Here is a 19,359-nt window from a genome sequence, read left to right on the forward strand (position 1 = left end):
TTACCGGCTCCTTTTCGAGCGAGCTGGCGGGAGACGGACCGGTCGTGGTGGCAGTTGCAATGTGAACAGCCTCGGACGCACTAGCGGGACCCGCAAGGTCGATCGCAATGTCGTGGCCGCAAAGGCGCTCGATCCGATGCTGTCGATCACGAGCGTCGTCAGTTGCGCGAGCGTCGCGGCGCGGTACATTTGCGAGGGTTGAAGGCGGGAATTCACGTGGATCATCCAGGCCTCACCCGAAATCTTGTCCGCGATATGTGCCCACTCATTGTCGCCGATCTTATAGAGCGTCCTTAGATTGGTGGCCGGCATCAGCGGCGTATGAATGCTCGGATACCTGTTTCTGAAAAAGTCGACCAGGCGGTCGGACACCTCGTTTCGCAACTGCACCCCTGACAGCATCACGATCCCCTCTTGTTTTCATGATTTCCCCTTATAGTAGAAATATCGGAAACCATTATTCAGTCAACGCGGGATTCTGCGCCAAAACCGGGCAAGTGGCGATTTCAGGAAAGGCAGCTTAAGCGTTTAATTGAGACTCGGCCTGCTTCAGCGCTTGGGCTGTATCCTGGGCCGGCGTCGGCAGGCGAAACCGTATCGGAATGTGTCTCACCGCGCTTGCGGCTTGCTGCGCGCGAAGGAACCGACATCGCGGAATTCCTTCCACAGATCATGCGACGGAGTTCACGGCGGCTCTACTTCAGAAAGAAGCTAAACGGCCCTTACGACGATGCCGTCTCCGACGGTCGTGTCCCATCTGAGATATCCCCTCGCCACCATGTAGTTCAGATGTGCAAGTGTTTCGGAAAACGCAAACGACAGTTCGTGCGGACCAAGCGGTCGATGAAAGAGCACAAGGACAAGGTCATTTGCGGATCTTGGTTCACGGGAACAGGCTGACACAAGCAGTTCGCAACGCTCCTGGTGATGCTCGCTTAGCGCTAGGCAGCGTTCGTGCAGGCCGATGAACGGCAACCGGTGACCTGACAGCACCAACACCTGCGGCGAGACATTTGCCTGGAGATGCGCCAGCGAATCGAGAAAGTCACCGAGCGGATCTCCCGCGGGCTCGAAAGCCATCACCGATATGTTCGGCGTGATCTTCTCAATGACTTGGTCGGCCGCCAAGAGAATGCCTTGGTCGGCGGCATGGAGCATGACCTGCTCGGAGGAATGGCCCTCACCGGTCAAGACCTGGAACTTGCGCCCGCCGATCTCGAGCATCTGGCCGGCACGTAGCCGTCGATACGTATGCGGCGGCGGCGACAGCATGCGGAGGTAATCGTGCCCCTGCGTTGAAACCAGCGCTGCAATCTCCGGCGCCATACCATGGCGGGCGTAAAATCGCGAATACTCGCTCGCTTCAAGCACGCCCGGTGAGTGAGCGAAGGTCATGCAGGACAAAAAGCTCGTCCGGCTCGTCAGCATCGGTACATCGAGCAATTCGCAAAGCCAGCCGGCAAGTCCGATGTGGTCGGGATGATGGTGAGTTACAATCAGGCCCTTGATTCTTTGCCCCGCCATTTCCCCGGAAAGCAAGGTCTGCCATGCCGCCTTTGTCTCGCGATTGGCGATACCGGTATCGACGATATACCAACCATCGTTGTCTTCGATAAAATAGACATTCACGTGATCGAGCCGGAAAGGCAATGCAAGGCGCGCCCATAAAATACCAGGCGCGACTTCCATGACCATTCCCGCGGCCGGTGGCTCGCTAAACGGAAATTCAAGCATGTTATTGTGCAGAATGATCTTCAACTTTCCTGGTGAGGCGTTTTGCGGTCGGTCTCTCGGAACCACTAGGAAAGGCAAATCGGCTGAAGCCACCGCTTCCCTCTTGCGGTGTCGTCGCGTCTTCCCGCGAGGAGCATCATGAGCATGGGAGCATATCTTTGAAAGGCATTTTTCCTAAACAGGCTGTTAAGTTGAGACGAACAGATTTCTCCCGGTGGGACGTTTAGCGAACGTCAAATCCGACAGATTCGAGCGGTCGCATCGGCGCGGATGTTCAATCTGGCGGTGCCTCCTGATCGGGTTTCCAGTCGCCGGCGATGACTGAGTTGGGGCGTCGCCTGACGGCTCGGGCTGTCGGCGGAGCGCAAGCCCGGCCGTGCCGGTCTTCCCCCTGCCGGGCGTCCATCCCTAACGCGGTTGCGCTTGCGGCTTGCCGCCCGCAAGGGAAGCTTTGCCGCGGGCCGCAGAGCAACACAAACCATCTCCTATCGCGCCCTTGCACGCGTCAGCCTTCGCGCCTTCCGGTAGCGGAATAAGCGTTGCCTTTCGGAAGGACAAAACAGGAGAACGAGATGGACAGACAGGGGATAGAAGAGATCCGCAGAAGGGTTTCGTGCGGGGCGGTACTGGTCAATGCCGGCTTCCGCCTCGACGCCCGAGAAAGCAGTCGGCGGGTTCTGAAGTTCCGCCGTGGCGCAGAGATTGTTATCGTCATTCACGGCGGGGCTGGCTGGTTCGATCCGCTGTCGGAGCGAAAGGGAGACGTCTTTGCCCTTGCAGGCCTTCTCGATCACGTCCCTTTCGCTGGGTCGGTCGAGCGGGTCGGGGCCTTTGTCGGGCTATCCCTGCCGGCCGAGCACCAGCGCTTCGGCAAACCATCCGTGCCGCCTGTCGAACGCTGGCATGCCCGCCCCGCATTGACGCGCCTGGCTGCCGGCTACCGTTACCTTGCCGAAGCAAGAGGCTTGCCGCCGTATGTGCTGCGTCTCGCAGCCGCGGCCGATCTGGTCCGGCAAGGCCCGCATGGCAGCGTCTGGTTTCGCCACGAAGACACCGCTGGCGTAATCTCGGGCTGGGAGGAACGCGGTCCGCACTGGCGCAGCTTTGCCAATGGTGGGTCGAAAACCCTGTTTCGGTTCGGCGAACGTTCGCCCGATCGCGTCTGTATTGCCGAGGCAGCGATCGATGCGCTCAGCCTCGCAGCACTTGAGCGGATCCGGCGGGGCACGCTCTATCTCAGCACCGGTGGAGGCTGGTCGCCCTTAACCACTGAGGCGATCAAGGCGGCCGCCGAGGGTACAATGCTGGTGGCGGCCACCGATGCCGATCCGCAAGGTGAGGTCTATGCCGACCGTCTCCGCGAAATCGCCCAAGTCATCGGTAGCGATTTCGTGCGTCTCAGACCTCGTCTGGGTGACTGGAACGAAGATTTGAAGGAGGGAAGGGAGGAGGAGGACATGCCGCATGCGCGGCCAACCGGGTCAAGGGTAAAGCTTCGCCCGCCGGATGGCGGCCCCTGACACGGTCGCCGCGAGGCGGCTTTGCGGGGAGGGGTGATCAAAAAGCTGAAGAGCGGGACCGACAAACCGTCCTTCGGCTTCAACCCCAAAGGAGCAATCGATGTCCCAGCACCCCGTCCTTTATGCCCACAGCCTGCCCGAACACTGGCCTGAAACCCGGAAAGTCTTCGAGGGCGTCGCCAGCCGCCAGCAGATGTACACCTTCTTCAACCGTCATGCCCAGGCGCCCTCCGACGAGGAGCGCATCTCGGGCCGTTGCTATGCCGGCGAGTGGTTCGAGATTGCCGAGGGCGATCACGACCGGATGTTCGAAATCCTTCCGCCGCTGTTTTACCGTGGCGACCTCTTCGCCATGCGTGAGTTCGTCGCAGCGCGCGTCACCAGCGTTTTCTTTGCCCTGCGCATCTCCGGCCGCGACCGTTGGTTTCACGGCTATTGCGATCTCTCCGACCGCCAGTCAATCGACTGGATGCGAATCGCAATCCTTGAGCGCGAAAGCCGGGTAGACCGGACCATGACACGCCGCGAAAAGCTCGATCATATCTGGAGCACGACCGCCAACGACTTTCGCGGCTATGCCGACGGCCGGTTTCCGGCCGACTTCCGCGGGCGTCAGATCGTGCTCGTCTATCGCGCCGATCAGGGCAAGGTCTGGAAACTGCTGGACGATCTCGACGATGCGGAGATCGCCGCCAAACTTCCGGTGCAACTGCGTCACGCCCAGCAACCGGCAGCAGCCTGAGCCACCTCGCCGACCGCTTCAATCTTTCGCCATCTCGCGCGCCTTGCCCCGACTGCGATCCAGCGGGACAGCTTGCGCGCGCCCAAATATGAGGAAGCCTTTCATGGCGCATGACGACCCGTTCAGCTTCGACCTATTCGGCAACGCGACACCTGCATCGAGCTTCGATATCGCAGCCTCGTCCCTGCCGGTCTTCGACGAAACCCCGCAGCTCTTGCCTCGGCCATCTGACTTTTCGCGGCCACGAAAGGGATCCCAGCATCACGACGCATCGCGATCCGTCGCCCGACCGAAGGTCGATTTCCGGCTTGCGGGGACGCGCGGCCTAGCCCCGACCTGGAAGGAGCGCGCTCGCGACAACATCGCTGCCATTCAGCTCTCGGCAGAACTCGAACGCACCGGTCTTCCGGCCCGGCCCGACCAGCAGCAGCGCCTGATCCGCTTTACCGGTTTCGGAGCATCGGAGCTTGCCAACGGCATGTTCCGGCGCCCCGGTTCGGACGTGTTTCGCGCCGGCTGGGAGGATCTCGGCGCAAACCTGGAATTAGCGGTCAATGCGCCGGATTACGCCTCGCTTGCCCGCTGCACGCAATATGCACATTTTACGCCCGAGTTTATCGTCCGCGCCATATGGATCGGGCTCTCGCGGCTGGGGTTTGCTGGCGGGCGCATCCTTGAGCCCGGGATAGGCACGGGGCTGTTTCCGGCGCTGATGCCCGAAGCGATCGCAGCGCGCAGCCACGTCACCGGCGTGGAGCTCGATCCGGTCACGGCGCGTATCGCCCGGCTGCTGCAGCCGCGCGCCAAGATCATTGCCGGCGACTTTTCGCGAACCGAGCTGCCGCAGCACTTTGATCTCGCCATCGGCAATCCGCCTTTTTCCGATCGGATCGTGCGCGGCGATCCGGCTTTTCGCTCTCACGGCTTCCGGCTGCATGACTACTTTATTGTCAAGGCGATCGACCTTCTCAAGCCTGGCGGCCTCGCCGCCTTCGTCACCTCGTCTGGCACGATGGACAAGGCCGACGACCGGGCGCGCAGACACATTGCAGGCGTGGCAGACCTGGTGGGTGCCGTCCGGTTGCCGGAAGGGAGTTGCCGCGCTGATGCCGGCACAGACGTCGTCGTCGACATCCTGTTCTTCCGCAAGCGCCGCGCCAATGAAGCCGCCGGTCCAACGGTTTGGCTTGATAGTGTCGATGTTGCGGCCGACCGGGATGGCGACGAGACGGTGCGGATTAATCGCTGGTTCACCGAGCGCCCCGAAATGGTGCTCGGGCGTCATGCCGTTGCATCGGGCCCGTTTGGCGATAGCTACACCTGCCTTTCCCACGGCGGCGATCTCAAGGCCGATCTGACGCGCGCAATCGAAAGGCTGCCGTCAGCTATCTACGACGGCGCAGCGCCTGTCATCGACTATGCACTCGAAGACGAGCTCACTGAGGCTCTTGACCAGCGTCCCGATGACCCGACAATTCGTGAAGGCAGCTATTTCATCGGCAAGGGAACGGCCCTGATGCAGGTCGTCGACGGCGTCCCAGTCGCCGTCCATGTTCGTAAGGCCAGGAGCACCGACGGCATCTTCCCCAAGCACGCGTTGATCATCCGCAAGCTGATCCCGATCCGCGATGCGGTGCGTCTCGTCCTGAAACTGCAGGAACACGACCAGCCGTGGCAAAAGGCACAGGTGTCGCTTCGGATCGCCTGGTCGGCCTTCGTGCGCGAGTTCGGGCCGATCAATTCTACGACGGTCTCGACCTCGGATGATCCGGAGACCGGCGAGGTGAGGGAAACCCATCGCCGGCCCAACCTTGCCCCGTTCCTCGACGATCCGGATTGCTGGCTCATCGCCTCGATCGAGGACTACGACCTGGAGACCAATACGGCAAAGCCGGGTCCGATCTTTACCGAACGCGTGATTTCGCCGCCACCGCCACCGGTGATCACCTCGGCGGCTGACGCGCTCGCAGTCGTCTTGAACGAACGCGGCCATGTCGATCTCGATCATGTCGCCGAGCTAATGCATTGCGATGCGGACACAGTCATCGAAACCTTGGGCGACGCAGTTTTCCAGAATCCCGCCGATGGCGCCTGGCAGACGGCCGACGCCTATCTTTCCGGTCCGGTGCGCACCAAGCTGGCAGCCGCACGGGCCGCAGCCGACCTCGATCCGGCGTTTCAGCGCAATGTCGCAGCACTGGAGCGGGTACAGCCTGCCGATCTCAGGCCCTCCGACATCACCGCCCGCCTCGGCGCGCCGTGGATTCCGGCGTCAGATGTGGTCGCCTTCGTTAGGGAAACGATGGAGGCCGAGATCACCATCCATCACCTGGCGGAGCTTGCGACCTGGACGGTGAACGCACGGCAGCTCGAATGGTCGGCGGCAGGCACGACCGAGTGGGGCACGCATCGCCGCCATGCCGGCCAACTGCTGTCGGATGCGCTCAATTCCGCGGTGCCGCAAATCTTCGACACGATCCGCGACGGCGAGGGCGAGCGACGGATTCTCAACACGGTGGAGACGGAGGCCGCCAAGGAGAAGCTGGCCAAGATCAAGGCGGCCTTCCAGTCCTGGATCTGGTCGGATGCCGATCGTACCGACCGGCTGACGAAGGTCTATAATCACCGCTTCAACAATATCGCGCCCCGAGCCTTCGACGGATCGCATCTGAAGCTTCCCGGCGCCTCTGGCGCCTTTTCTCTGTATGGACACCAGAAACGCGGCATCTGGCGGATCATCACGGCCGGTGCGACCTACCTCGCGCATGCTGTCGGCGCCGGCAAGACGCTGACGATGGCGGCCGCCATCATGGAACAGCGGCGCCTCGGGCTGATCAACAAGGCAATGCTTGTCGTACCCGGTCATTGCCTGGCCCAGGCCGCGCGCGAGTTCCTGGCGCTTTATCCAAATGCCCGCATTCTGGTCGCCGACGAGACCAATTTCGTCAAGGAAAAGCGTCACCGCTTCCTGTCACGCGCGGCAACAGCCAACTGGGACGCTGTTATCATCACCCATTCGGCGTTCCGCTTCATCTCCGTGCCCTCGGCCTTCGAGGCGCAGATGATCCAGGACGAGCTCGAGCTCTACGAGGACCTTCTAGTGAAGGTCGAGCGAGACGACCGGCTGTCGCGCAAGCGCATCGAGCGCATGAAGGAGGGACACAAGGAGCGCCTTGAGGCACTGGCCACAGCCAAGGACGATCTCCTGACGATCTCCGAGCTCGGCATCGACCAGATCATCGTCGACGAGGCGCAGGAGTTCCGCAAGCTCTCCTTTGCCACCAACATGTCGACGCTGCGCGGCGTCGATCCAAACGGCTCGCAGCGCGCCTGGGATCTCTTCGTCAAATCCCGCTTCATCGAGACGAAGAACCCGGGGAGGGCACTGGTGCTTGCGTCAGGCACGCCGATCACCAACACGCTCGGCGAAATGTTTTCCGTGCAGCGGCTTATGGACCCCGCAGCCTTGGCCGAACGCGGCCTGCACGAATTCGACGCCTGGGCCTCGACCTTCGGCGATACGTCGACGGAGCTCGAACTGCAGCCGTCAGGCAAATACAAGCCGGTCACCCGCTTCTCGCAATTCGTCAATGTGCCGGAACTGATCGCCATGTTCCGCTCCTTTGCCGACGTCGTGCTGCCGGCCGATCTCAGGACTTATGTGAAAGTGCCAGACATCGCTGGCGGCAAGCGCCAGATCGTCACCGCCGAGCCGACGCCCGCTTTCAAGGCGTATCAGAAAGAGCTCGATGCCCGCATCAAGGCGATCGAGATGCGCGACGGACCGGCAAAACCTGGCGACGACATTTTGCTGTCGGTCATCACCGATGGACGGCATGCGGCAATCGATCTGAGGCTTGTCGATCACGATGCGGACAATGAGGCCGCCAACAAGCTCAACAGGCTGATTGCCAACACCTACCGGATCTGGCTGGAGACATCGGATACCAAATACCGCCGCAGGGACGGCAAACTTTACGACAAGCCGGGTGCCGGCCAGTTGATCTTCTCCGATCTCGGCACGATTTCGGTGGAGGCCTCGCGCGGCTTTTCGGCCTATCGCTGGATCCGCGACGAGCTCGTACGATCAGGCGTGCCGGCTCCGGAAATCGCCTTCATGCAGGACTTCAAGAAGTCGGAAGCCAAGCAACGGCTGTTCAATGACTTCAACGCCGGCAAGGTCCGGATCCTGATCGGCTCGTCGGAGACGATGGGTACGGGCGTCAACGTTCAGGCGCGGCTGAAAGCGCTGCACCACCTCGATGTGCCCTGGCTTCCCTCGCAGATCGAGCAGCGCGAAGGCCGCATCATCCGCCAGGGCAACCAGCACGACGAGATCGAGATCTTCGCATACGCGACGCTCGGAAGCCTCGACGCCACCATGTGGCAGAACAACGAGCGCAAGGCACGGTTCATCGCTGCCGCCCTTTCAGGCGACACCAGCGTGCGTCGCCTGGAGGACATGGGTGAAGGGCAGGCCAACCAGTTCGCGATGGCCAAGGCGATCGCCTCGGGCGACCCGCGCCTGATGCAGAAGGCAGGGCTGGAGGCAGAGATCGCCCGGCTCGACCGGCTGCGTGCCGCCCATGTGGACGACCAGCATGCCATCCGCCGGCAGATTCGCGATGCCGAAAACGACATCGCCTTCTCGATAAGACGAATCGACGAGATCGGCACGGACCTCGAACGGCGGATGCCAACAGGCGGCGACGCCTTCCGCATGCAGATTGGTGCCGAGCGCTTTTCCGAACGCAAGCTCGCCGGACGCGCCTTGATGAAGGAGATCCTGACGCTGGTCCAGATCCAGGAACAGGACGAGCTGGTGCTTGGCGAGATCGGCGGGTTTCCGGTCGTGTTTCATGGCGAGCGTTTCGGCAAGGAGGGCTATCGTTTCGAGACGTGGCTGAGGCGCAGCGGCGGCGACGACGAGGTTGAGTTACCGGTGACCATAACACCTGCCGGCGCGGTGGCCCGGCTTGAACATGCTCTCGCCGGTTTCGAAGCAGAGCGTGATCACCATGGTCACCGGCTGGCCGATGCCAAGCGGCGCCTCGCTTCCTATCGGCCGCGGCTTGGAGACGTCTTCGCCTTTGAGGCCGATCTCGCGCTGAAGGTCCGCGAACTAGAGGAGATCGAGAAAGATCTCGCCGCCACCGACCAGGGAGGCGGGGAGGCTGCGCTCGAGGTCGCGTGACCTAACGACCGGCGTCCATGACGCTGCGCAGGGCCGCATTGATGCGGTCCTGCCAGCCCGGCCGTCCTCCTGGAAGAAAGCGAGAACGTCTGCGTCGATCCGGATCGAAACCGTTTCTCGGCCCGTCGGGACGGCCGTTCGCTCCAACGCCTGTAGGGGTGCCTTCTTTACCGGCTTGAACAGGGCTTCGGCCGCGTCGAGCGGGTTGGCTGGTCTTCGCGGTGTTCGCACCATCGTCTTATCCTTCATTTGGTTTCAAAATTTGGTTCCGAGCCGGTCGGCGGCTCGGCATGCGCTGGTCGCGCCCCCTCATTCGATCCGCAAAGCGCTATGGTATCGAGCGCGATCGGCAATGGTTGCGGGACCGGAGCGACCGCGCGCAAAGCGCGTTCGTGGCCCTGGTCCCGCAGGAGCAGCGCATAGCGTTGGCGCATCTCGGACCCGCCGATTTCGCCCGCGATCCAGAGCTCGACGAGGCGCGTATAATCTGGATCGGCGTCCAATGCGAAGCCGCGCTCCTTCCACCGCGCAATGACGCGGTCGGCAATCTCTCTCCTCCGGTTCATTTTATCCCCCGCATCCCAAGCCCCGCCGCCAGCCCATATCAGGCAGATAGTCAGCCGGCCAGTACGACCACCCTCGTTGGCAACAATCAATTCCGCGGCGGGCGTCCAGGCGAAGAGGTCTCGCTCAGGCAGTCTATCCCGCGTCTCGCTCGGACCTTCGTGCTGAAAGCTCCGACTAGTTTCGTTCGTCGTCCGCTTGCCGCATCACGCATCGGAAAAGCCGAAAGGTGCATCGAGACGCCGATAGTCGTCGGCAAGAAGATCGCGTCCAATTGGCGGTTCGGCGCGTGCCCGACAACTGGTCCTGTGGCAAAGCCGGCAGGTTATACCGATCGGGGTCGGCTCGTCTCCCTCGCTGTGCCCCTGAGCATAGATGAGCCGATCGGCATGCTTCGCATCACAAACGAGCGCGACCGCGCGCTCGATGCTTGACGCTTTATACCCGCCACCACCTGAATCGACCGTTCGCGCGATCGAAAAGAACCTCTGTCCGTCTGGCAGTTCAAGCCATTGCGTGACGATCTTCCGCGGCGTGACAAAAGCCCGATGCACGTTCCAGAGAGGACAACCGCCGCCATGGCGAGCGAACGGAAAGGCCGTGGTGTTCAGGCGTTTGGAAACATTTCCGGCGCTGTCGACGCGCAGGAAGAAAAAGGGCACGCGGTCCTGTCCGGGGCGATGGAGCGTCGTCATGCGGTGCGCCGTCTGCTCGAAACTCGTGCCGAACTGGCGCGCGAGTGCCTCGATATCGTAGCGTTTGACCTCGACAGCGCGCGCGAAGGCTGCATAGGGCATCACGGTCGCGGCTGCGCAATAGGCTGCAATACCGCGATGGGCAAGTTTCCTGGTATTGTCGTTATCGAAACTTCCTTCAGCAACGGTCGCTTCGATCTCCCGACCAAATTCGAGATAAGCCAATTGCTGCGCCATTTGAAACGACTGGCTTGAATGGTCGAGGCTCTCATCGAGCAGCAGTTCCTTGCGATGCCAGTCGAGGCGGCGCAATGCGTTGACCATGACATCGGAGGGTAGTCGCCTGACCCGCAGTCCGTGCTTCGACGTGAGGTAGGCAGCAAAACCACCCGCTTCCGCCACTGCTGCCGCAAGTTTCTCCCCGATCGCGTCGAGTAGCGGAAAACAATTGTGTCGTGCCGACAGAAAGCTCTGCACCTCTACAACGGGATCTGCGCCGCCGTCGCCGCCGCCGATTGCCCGGCGCCCCTGCCGCTGGTCGGCCAAAGCGAACTGCGCTTCGCGATAGGCCGTATGTAGGCGGAGCATCGCTTCCGCAAAGCCTGGAAAGCTGTGAGCGACATCTTCTATTTCCAGCGGCTCGAATTCGATATCGCCAAAGATAGCGTCCTTGGCGACAGTCTTCAGGCGCGTCGCAAGGTCCGGCCCCGACTGGTCGGCAAAGCTCGAGAAATCAATCTTGTAAGCCTTTGCCAGCCGCAGCAAAGTTTCGACTGTTACCGGTCGCTGGTTGCGTTCCATCAACGCGATGTAGGATGCCGATATGTCGAGATCGGACGCCATGTCGGCCTGTGTCAGGCCGAGGTCGCGTCGCAACCGCCGCAATCGTCGCCCCAGATAGATCCCCTGCTTTTCCATGCACTCATTACAACATTACAAAGATGGCTTGTAAAGTTTTACAGCTGCACACCGAAGGCTATCGCCGCGCTATGAAAACGGCGGCATCGTGATTACGACATCAAGCGACAGCGGAGGATTTTATGTCGTATCAAGGGCTCATCGATGACGCAGCCAGGGTCATCTCGCACAATGCATCATGGACGGGGGTCACGGCGGAGGCCGTTGCCAGGATGCGGTTGCAAAACCGCTTCCGAACGGGGCTGGACATTGCCAAATACACCGCCTGCATCATGCGCAAGGATATGGAAGCCTACGACCTCGATCCCTCAAAATATACGCAATCGCTCGGGTGCTGGCATGGCTTTATCGGCCAACAGAAGGTCATTTCGATCAAGAAGCATTTTGGTTCGACCGCTGGTCGTTATCTCTATCTGTCTGGTTGGATGGTCGCCGCTTTGCGATCCGAATTTGGTCCCCTCCCGGACCAATCGATGCACGAAAAAACGAGCGTTCCAGCTTTGATCGAGGAGCTTTACACGTTCCTGCGTCAGGCGGATGCGCGCGAACTCGGACTGCTTTATCGTGATCTCGACAAGGCTCGCGCTGCCGGCGAGGGCGTGCGCGAGGCGCATCTCAAGCACCAGATCGACAACCATCAGACCCATATCGTTCCAATCATCGCCGACATCGACGCCGGCTTCGGGAACGCGGAGGCGACCTATCTGCTCGCCAAGAAGATGATTGAAGCCGGCGCTTGTGCCCTGCAGCTCGAAAATCAGGTCTCCGACGAAAAGCAATGCGGTCATCAGGACGGCAAAGTGACCGTCCCACATGAGGACTTCATCGCCAAAATACGTGCCTGCCGCTACGCCTTTCTCGAGCTCGGCGTCGACAGCGGTGTCATCGTCGCACGGACAGACTCACTAGGTGCCGGCCTCACCAAGCAGATTGCCTTCAGCGCCAGGGAGGGCGACATCGGCGATCAGTACAATTCCTTCCTCGATTGCGAAGACGTCGGCGATGGCGAACGTCTCAATGGTGACGTTCTCATCACTCGCGCCGGAAAGGTCGTGCGGCCCAAGCGACTGCGCTCAAACCTCTATCAGTTTCGCGAGGGAACTGGTGCCGACCGATGCGTTCTTGATTGCATCACCGCGTTGCAGAACGGTGCTGACCTTCTGTGGATCGAGACCGAGAAGCCGCATATCGAGCAGATCGCCGCGATGGTCGATCGCGTCCGTGAGGTCGTGCCCAACGCCAAGCTCGTCTATAACAACTCGCCTTCATTCAACTGGACTCTGAATTTTCGCCAGCAGATCTTCGATGCCTGGTCCGAACAGGGGCGCGACATGTCGGGATATGAGCGGTCGAAGCTCATGAGCGAGGGCTACGACGGCTCGGAACTTGCCGTCGAGGCGGATGAAAAGATCAGAACCTTCCAGCGGGACGCCTCGCTCCGTGCCGGAATTTTCCACCACCTGATCACGCTGCCGACCTACCACACGGCGGCCCTGTCAACGGACAATCTCGCCAGAGAGTATTTCGGCGATCAAGCCATGCTCGGCTACGTCGCCAATGTTCAACGCGCCGAAATTCGCCAAGGCATTGCGTGCGTCAAGCATCAAAACATGGCGGGTTCGGATATTGGCGACGATCACAAGGATTACTTCGCTGGCGATGCCGCGCTCAAGGCTGCCGGCGACCATAACACCATGAACCAATTCGCTGCCTGATCCCAACTTCCCGGCGAGAAAATTTCGGTTTTCTCGCCCATTTCTCAAATGGAGCCGACGATGCCAGAACTATCCGACCCTACCAACCCAAGCAGCCAGCAGCGCCCCCGCGCGGTTTTTTCCAACGAAGATTTCCATCTCATCAGAATTGCCATCCAGAACTATCTGAAGGAGGTCGGGAATACGCCCGAGGCACCGAAATATTCAAACCTTTATCATCGCCTGGGCCGCGTCCTCTGACCGCGAAGACGTCGAGGAACGATGAAGGGCAACCACATGACAAGGTCCCACGAGAATCGCATCAAGGCCATCGATGTCGCCCACGATGATCGGCTTCGGACCGACGAGGAAAGGGAGCAAAGCCTGGCAATCGCCGCCCTCCTCGATGCCAACCACTTTGAGCTGGTGGGTCGGGAAAGCGGCCCATACCATGTCACTCTGTCAACGAGAGGCGCGAGGCTCACGCTGGACGTCAGGAGCGCTGGCGACGCTCCTATCGTCCGGCACGTGATGTCATTCACGCCCTTTCGCCGGGTCATCAAAGACTATTTTTCCGTCTGCGATGCGCTTTCCAGCGCCGCCGTCAGCGGCAACCCTTACCGGATCGAGACGATCGATATGGCGCGTCGAGCGATCCATAACGAAGGATCTGAACTGTTGCGCCAGCGATTTTCAGGAAAGATCGTCGTTGACTTCGATACCGCGCGGGGCCTGTTTACGCTCATGGCTGTTCGTTTCAGGCTCAATCGATTCACTGCAAATACGCCACCGGTCCAGGGCGATCTTGCCTGGGGCTCCGATGAGTGATGTCCGAATGGAGCTCTTTGTCGGCCAATGCCTATGCCTACGGCGAACCCAGCTAAAGGTTAAGCGTTGCGAGGGCGGCGGAAGGGTAGCGCTCTCCAACCACTTTATCGACAGGAACCAGCCTTGAGATTTCAGCGATCTCGGGAGCGGAAAGTACGATCTCGGCGGCCGCTATATTTTGTTCGAGATGGTCGAGCTTGCGGGCGCCCGGGATGGGAACGATGTCATCTCCCTGATGGAGAAGCCACGCCAAAGCGAGTTGCGCGGCGGTTGCGCCCTTGTCCTTCGCAAGCGCCGTCAGCCCTTCAATTATCCGCGCGTTCGTTGCGAAATTACCCGCTTGAAAGCGCGGCATATTGCGCCGCAGGTCATCGGCGCTCAGATCATCGATACTTTGAATGGTACCGGTCAGAAAACCGCGTCCGAGAGGGCTATAGGGCACAAATCCAATCCCAAGCTCCCGGCAGGTCGAAAGGACGTCCGTTTCCGGATCGCGAGACCAGAGTGAATATTCGGTCTGGACCGCTGCTATCGGATGGACAGCGTGGGCGCGCCTGATGGTCGAGCTGGACGCCTCGGAGAGACCGAGCGCGCGGACTTTTCCCTCGTCGACAAGTCTCGCCATTGCACCCACGGTATCCTCGATGGGCACGTTCGGATCGACGCGGTGTTGATAAAAGAGATCGATCACCTCGACGCCAAGTCGTCCCAATGACGCTTCGGCAACCGCCTTCACGTGCTCCGGCCGGCTGTCCACACCCAAGACCGCCGCGCCGCCGGCTTTGTTCGGGTCGAGCTTGTATCCGAACTTGGTCGCGATCACGACGCCATCTCTGATCGGCTTCAACGCGCGGCCAAGGAGCCTTTCGTTGGTGAACGGTCCGTACATCTCTGCGGTATCAAAGAGCGTTACGCCGAGGTCGGCGGCGCGGCGAATTGCAATGATCGCCGCGTTCTCGTCACTGGCGCCGTAAGCAAAGCTCATCCCCATACAGCCAAGGCCAACCGCCGATACAGAGAGGTCGTGTCCGAGCTTTCGGGTCTTCATAATGTGTCCTGTCGCGCGAGAATTGCATTCAAGTTTGGTTCGCGCTCGTCATGTTATTGGTTGCGGGTCGTAAAGATAAGAGCGCTTAATGATAACGAGCTGTGTAGATGCCCTGAACAATCGACTTTTGCTCGTCGCTTTGTTCGGCGGTCGCATAGGTCGGATCGCGCTGCGTCGGCGACCTTAAGATCGGACCGACCTGACCCCGGCCGGCGGTCTCAGGGCTCAAACATCCTCCGTTACGTTTCGATTACGGGTGGTCGAGCGGAACATGCCGGGAGCGGGGCAGTCGATCCCGCTTCTCCTTCGGACCGCGATGCTGAAGCTCCTGCGGCTGCCCTTGTTCGCTCCCGTCACGTGACGCGAATTCCCGCTTTCCCGCGCGTGACGCGCGGCGCGATGCTGAAAGCTCCGATACGCTTCTTCCCCGCAAATTCCGCCGCTTCTCGTCGGAACCTTGTCTGCATCGCCGATGCGCCCGGGGAAGCCGATCGCGCGCGGAGCCACGCTCAAGCACGAATTGAAGGAAGAAGGAAAGTCACCCGTTCGCAGGCCCGGCCTATGGCTGTTGCTGCCGCGCAAACGCGATCATCGCAGTGGCAGGCCCGCGCTCCGCTGCAGGTCGAGACCCCGCCGGAGCGCAGACCGGCCGTGCTCGATCGCATTTGCAGCCATCGTCCGGGCCGGCGGTCGCAAAGATGTCTTCGCAAAGAAGAAGACGAAAAAAACAGGACAGCCTGTCCCCCAACTCGAAAGGACATCTCCCATGCACCTGATCTCAGCCGATCCGCGCAGCCTGAAGGACAATCCCGACAGGTCACGCCAGTCGAAATCTTCGCCACAGTCAGACGCGCTTCTCTGCGCCTCGATCAAGGCAATCGGCGTCGTCCAGCCGCCGGTCGTCCGGCTCGATCCGGAGGGCGGCAACAGCTATGTCATTGTCTTCGGGCATCGTCGCGCCGCCCAGGCGATTGTCGCCGATCTTGCGGAGATTCCGCTTCTCCTGGCTGAGCCGGGCGACGATCTCGGCGCCATGCAGTCGCTTGTTGAAAACATCGCCCGCGAGCCGCTCAACCCCGTCGACCAATGGCGTGCCATCGAACGGCTCGTCGCGCTCGGCTGGACGGAGGAATCGATTGCCATGGCGCTGACGCTAGGCACGCGCCAAATCCGCAAGCTACGCCTGCTTGCCAATATCCTGCCTGCGATCCTCGACCAGATGGCGCGCGGCGATATGCCGAACGAACAGCAACTGCGCACGATCGCGGCCGCCAGCCACGAGGAACAGGCAGAGGTTTGGAAGAAATACAAGCCGAAGAAGGGTGAGCAGATGTCGTGGTGGGACATGGCCCGCGCGCTCACCAAGACCCGGATGCTGGCAAAGGATGCGCGCTTTGGCGAGGAGCTTGCCGCCGCCTACGGCATCGTCTGGCAGGAGGATCTGTTTGCTCCGGCCGACGACGACAGCCGCTATACGACCGATGTCGAAGCCTTCCTTGGCGCCCAGCAAGAGTGGCTTTCGAGCAACCTGCCGAAACGTGGGACGGTGATCGAAGTCAATGACTGGGGCCAGCCGAAGCTCCCGGCCAAGGCAAACCAGGTCTACGGCAAGCCAGGCAAGGGCGACAATACGGGCTGGTACATCAATCCGCGCGATGGGTCCGTTCAGTCGGTCGCCTATCGATTGCCGGAGAAGAAGGCCAAGACGGTCCAGGGCGAGGGCGGCGAAGAGACCGTGGTCGACGAAGTCGATGCCCCGAAGGTCCGGCCCGATGTGACGCAGAAGGGTCTCGACATGATTGGCGACCTGCGCACCGACGCGCTGCATGAGGCGTTCGCCAGGGCACCGATCGAGGACGACACGCTGATGGCGCTCCTGATCCTTGCCTTCGCCGGCACGAACGTGTCGATTGCCAGCGGCTCGGCGGACAATCCCTACGGCCATGCCAACGGCCGCCGGCATGCCGCCACCCTCATCGGTAGCGACGGCAGGCTGGCCTTCGATCGCGATCTTTTGCAGCAGGTCGCCCGCTCGCTCCTGATCGACGTCATGTCGTGCCGGCGAAATCGCTCCGACAGCGGCATTGTCGCCCGCATCGCCGGCGAGGCGATCGGAGCCGATCAGTTTCTGGTCAACACCGCGACGGAAGAGTTCCTCTCCTGCCTGTCGCGCAGCGCGCTGGAGGCGGTAGCGAGTGAAGCCGGCGTCGCCATCGCCAGCAAGCTCAAGGAAACACGTGCGGCTGTCGCGGCGCATTTCGCCCAAGACCGCTTCGTACATCCGGCAGCCTTGATCGCGCCTGCTGCCAACGAAGTCCAGGCCTTTGCCGCCGCCTTCGGAGAACGCGATGCCGCATTGGCGGAGGAGGGCGAAGATCATCACGATCATCCGGCCGGTCCGCAGGTTGCTCAGCCCGAGTTTGCCGATGAGAGCGACTTCCGAGAGGCCGCGGAATAGCAACACCCAATCTTGTCTCGCTCAGCGCCGCCCGACACCCGTCCGGCGGCGCTCTTTTTCCATCGCATGGACGGGAGCAAACAATGTCCGTTTTTTCCTCTGCACGATACGGCCGCACCCGTGACGGGTGGCTGGCTGCGCGCGTCGGCGAACAGGCCTTCGCCATGGTCCCGCACGAGGCTGGCTATCACCTGGTAAAAGCCTGGGGGCTTCGTGGCCCGATCGAAGACTGGTGTAGTGCCGATTTCCATGATGGCAGGAACGCGCCTGTCGACGAGCAGAGTTTTCGCGCGCTTGTCGAGGACTGGGCGACCCATCGCCGGCAGCTCGCAGCTCTCGACCGACGAACGATCCAGCCGCGGGTTGCAACACCCTGGGGTCCCTCGCACATTGCCGTCGCCTATGGCGTCGGGATCGTTTCTCATCAGACGGCGAGCCACGGTGGCTTTGCCGTTTCGCCGGAGCGCAATGCCGCGATCCCCGCGTCGTTGCGGACCAAGGACGGGTTTTACGAGGAAGATTGCGCGTGGGCGGCCATCGCTGTCATCTTTCCGGATCTCTTCACAGACCTGGAGAAGCGCCAGGCGGAGGAGGTGCTCCGTCACATTTACCCTGAGGCTTGGGAAGCACTTCACGGCACATCCCTTCAGCCTGGCCAGTCCCGCGGCAGGGACCGGCAACGGTTCAATGCCGACAATGCCCATCGGTGGGTGGTCATATCGGCGATCCTGTCGGACCAGCATCCAGGTTTCGTCGAGTGTATCGCAACCCTTGGCGGCCGGCGGTCCGGCAACCCGGTCTTGAATGCCGGGCAGGCGCCGGTCGAACGCCGCTTCCTGGTCGCCGAAGAGCGCTACGACATCGGTCTCCACGGGTTCGTGATCGACGAAGACCAGGACCGGCCGTACGACGGACCATCAAGCTTTGCCGGTTGGACCGAGCTGTAGTCGGGCGAGTGCCCGTCACCCGTCATCGCGCGACGGTGACGGGAGCGCTTCTAGATGGGAGGCGTCAGGCGATGGGCTTGCGTCGAGTCGGTCCGGTCGAGCAGTATCCATGCGCTTCATCGCGCGCAGCCCCTCGGTTCTGCTGCGGTCTGAACCGGACGCATCCCGGTCAAAGGCCGCGTGCCGCGCCGCAGGCGGCAGTCCCGACGCGTGCGGCGCAAGTCGCGGCCGCGTTTTCCGCAGACCGCGTTGCGGTCCGCGGCCTCCGCAACCCCACCTCGCTTGCCCGCATCGTCCTGGCCTTGGGCCGGGCCGCTTGCCCGGTCCGTGTCGACCGCACCCGAGGGACAGCACCGGATGAACGGATCCTCGGGCTTTGCTCAACCGAACCGAAAAGGACACCGATCATGGCATCGCTCAACCGTTCCGCCCCGAAAGCCCGTCCCGCCGCCCAGCGCGCCACCACTCTCGAGATGGTTCGCCACTCCTGCCCCGACACCGCTCAGGCACTGCGCATCTCCGAAAGCTTCGGCCTTCCCGTCATCGACAGCGACGGCATTCGCGACCTCCATTGCAGCCAGCTGATCGATAGTGCCGAGGCGCTGAAGGACGGGCTCGGCGAAAAAGCCATGCAGATCCACATGCAGCGCATGGTCGGCTCCTTCATCGGCTCCGCCTACGGCGCCGGGCAGTTCTACAGCCGATCGGTCAGCGAGGCACGCGACCTCACCACCAAGCTTGCCAGCGAGTTCCGCGATGAGGACCTCGAAGGCCCGGTCGGGTTCGACAGCCGCGCCCAGCGCAAGCGCGAGTTCGCCGCCGACATGGGGCTGCAGGCCCACGTCTTGCGCATGGCAGCCGAGGGCGCGGTCCGCGCCTACGAGGAGATTACCGGCGAGGTCTGGAAACCCTACGAGCGCACCGGTGTCGCGGCACCGTCAGCCTCGATCGACCAGAAGGCGGCCACGCTACAAATGTCTGCCTTCGATTGAACGGCAGACTTCCCCTCATATCGGA

At 61.6% G+C, this 19,359-nt stretch carries 14 protein-coding genes and 1 pseudogene; 9 read left to right on the plus strand and 6 right to left on the minus strand.

The features are described 5' to 3' along the window. Together AC13RC_RS24750 and AC13RC_RS24755 are read right to left on the minus strand one after the other, a co-directional pair. Positions 1-402 (minus strand): hypothetical protein, encoded by a 402-nt coding sequence (locus AC13RC_RS24750; protein WP_488558721.1) that lies wholly within the window; start codon positions 400-402, stop codon positions 1-3. 309 nt (positions 403-711) lie between these two features. Then, positions 712-1,689 carry an MBL fold metallo-hydrolase gene (locus AC13RC_RS24755; RefSeq protein ID WP_488558722.1) on the minus strand — a complete coding sequence of 326 codons (978 nt, stop codon included), beginning with the start codon at positions 1,687-1,689 and terminating at the stop codon, positions 712-714. 617 nt (positions 1,690-2,306) lie between these two features. On the opposite strand from AC13RC_RS24755, the gene AC13RC_RS24760 reads away from it, so the two are divergent. The 3 genes from AC13RC_RS24760 (at position 2,307) to AC13RC_RS24770 (ending at position 9,190) form a co-directional block, all read left to right on the plus strand. Continuing rightward, positions 2,307-3,254 carry a DUF3991 and toprim domain-containing protein gene (locus AC13RC_RS24760; RefSeq protein WP_488558723.1) on the plus strand — a complete coding sequence of 316 codons (948 nt, stop codon included), beginning with the start codon at positions 2,307-2,309 and terminating at the stop codon, positions 3,252-3,254. 100 nt (positions 3,255-3,354) lie between these two features. Continuing rightward, positions 3,355-3,996: a DUF1419 domain-containing protein gene (locus tag AC13RC_RS24765; RefSeq protein WP_488558724.1), complete on the plus strand. Its 642-nt coding sequence runs from the start codon at positions 3,355-3,357 to the stop codon at positions 3,994-3,996. Positions 3,997-4,099: 103 nt separating this feature from the next. Further along, entirely contained in the window at positions 4,100-9,190 is a 5,091-nt protein-coding gene (locus AC13RC_RS24770) for a helicase-related protein (RefSeq protein ID WP_488558725.1), read from the plus strand. A 1-nt stretch (position 9,191) separates the two neighbouring features. On the opposite strand, the pseudogene AC13RC_RS24775 reads toward AC13RC_RS24770, so the two are convergent. The 3 genes and pseudogenes from AC13RC_RS24775 to AC13RC_RS24785 form a co-directional block, all read right to left on the minus strand. Further along, a pseudogene (locus AC13RC_RS24775) lies at positions 9,192-9,424 on the minus strand (BrnA antitoxin family protein). Positions 9,425-9,435: 11 nt separating this feature from the next. Then, a complete protein-coding gene (locus tag AC13RC_RS24780) occupies positions 9,436-9,756 on the minus strand; it encodes a hypothetical protein (protein ID WP_488558726.1) in 321 nt (106 codons plus the stop codon). A 204-nt stretch (positions 9,757-9,960) separates the two neighbouring features. Then, entirely contained in the window at positions 9,961-11,367 is a 1,407-nt protein-coding gene (locus AC13RC_RS24785; protein WP_488558727.1) for a helix-turn-helix domain-containing protein, read from the minus strand. Between the two features lie 122 nt (positions 11,368-11,489). Here AC13RC_RS24785 and AC13RC_RS24790 point away from each other — a divergent pair, with 122 nt between their 5' ends. Genes AC13RC_RS24790 through AC13RC_RS24800 form a run of 3 tightly spaced genes read left to right on the plus strand, consistent with a single transcriptional unit; the run spans position 11,490 to position 13,889 of the window. Beyond that, on the plus strand, positions 11,490-13,082 hold the full coding sequence (locus AC13RC_RS24790) for an isocitrate lyase (protein WP_488558728.1): 1,593 nt from the start codon (positions 11,490-11,492) through the stop codon (positions 13,080-13,082). Positions 13,083-13,142: 60 nt separating this feature from the next. After that, positions 13,143-13,322, plus strand: coding sequence for a hypothetical protein (locus tag AC13RC_RS24795; RefSeq protein WP_488558729.1), 180 nt, complete (start codon positions 13,143-13,145; stop codon positions 13,320-13,322). A 21-nt stretch (positions 13,323-13,343) separates the two neighbouring features. Continuing rightward, complete coding sequence (locus AC13RC_RS24800) at positions 13,344-13,889, plus strand: UPF0262 family protein (protein ID WP_488558730.1); 546 nt, start codon at positions 13,344-13,346, stop codon at positions 13,887-13,889. Between the two features lie 52 nt (positions 13,890-13,941). Here the strand turns inward: AC13RC_RS24800 and AC13RC_RS24805 are convergent, their stop codons facing one another. Further along, entirely contained in the window at positions 13,942-14,937 is a 996-nt protein-coding gene (locus AC13RC_RS24805; RefSeq protein ID WP_488558731.1) for an aldo/keto reductase, read from the minus strand. A gap of 766 nt (positions 14,938-15,703) precedes the next feature. Here AC13RC_RS24805 and AC13RC_RS24810 point away from each other — a divergent pair. The 3 genes from AC13RC_RS24810 to AC13RC_RS24820 all read left to right on the plus strand — a co-directional run bounded on the left by AC13RC_RS24810 (position 15,704) and on the right by AC13RC_RS24820 (position 19,334). Then, positions 15,704-17,395, plus strand: a complete 1,692-nt coding sequence (locus tag AC13RC_RS24810; protein ID WP_488558732.1) for a ParB/RepB/Spo0J family partition protein — start codon at positions 15,704-15,706, stop codon at positions 17,393-17,395. Positions 17,396-17,478: 83 nt separating this feature from the next. Further along, on the plus strand, positions 17,479-18,342 hold the full coding sequence (locus tag AC13RC_RS24815) for a DUF7007 domain-containing protein (RefSeq protein ID WP_488558733.1): 864 nt from the start codon (positions 17,479-17,481) through the stop codon (positions 18,340-18,342). A 407-nt stretch (positions 18,343-18,749) separates the two neighbouring features. Then, positions 18,750-19,334, plus strand: a complete 585-nt coding sequence (locus tag AC13RC_RS24820; RefSeq protein ID WP_488558734.1) for a hypothetical protein — start codon at positions 18,750-18,752, stop codon at positions 19,332-19,334. Positions 19,335-19,359 lie beyond the last annotated feature (25 nt).

It is taken from the genome of Martinezella sp. CNPSo 3890, assembly GCF_057784455.1.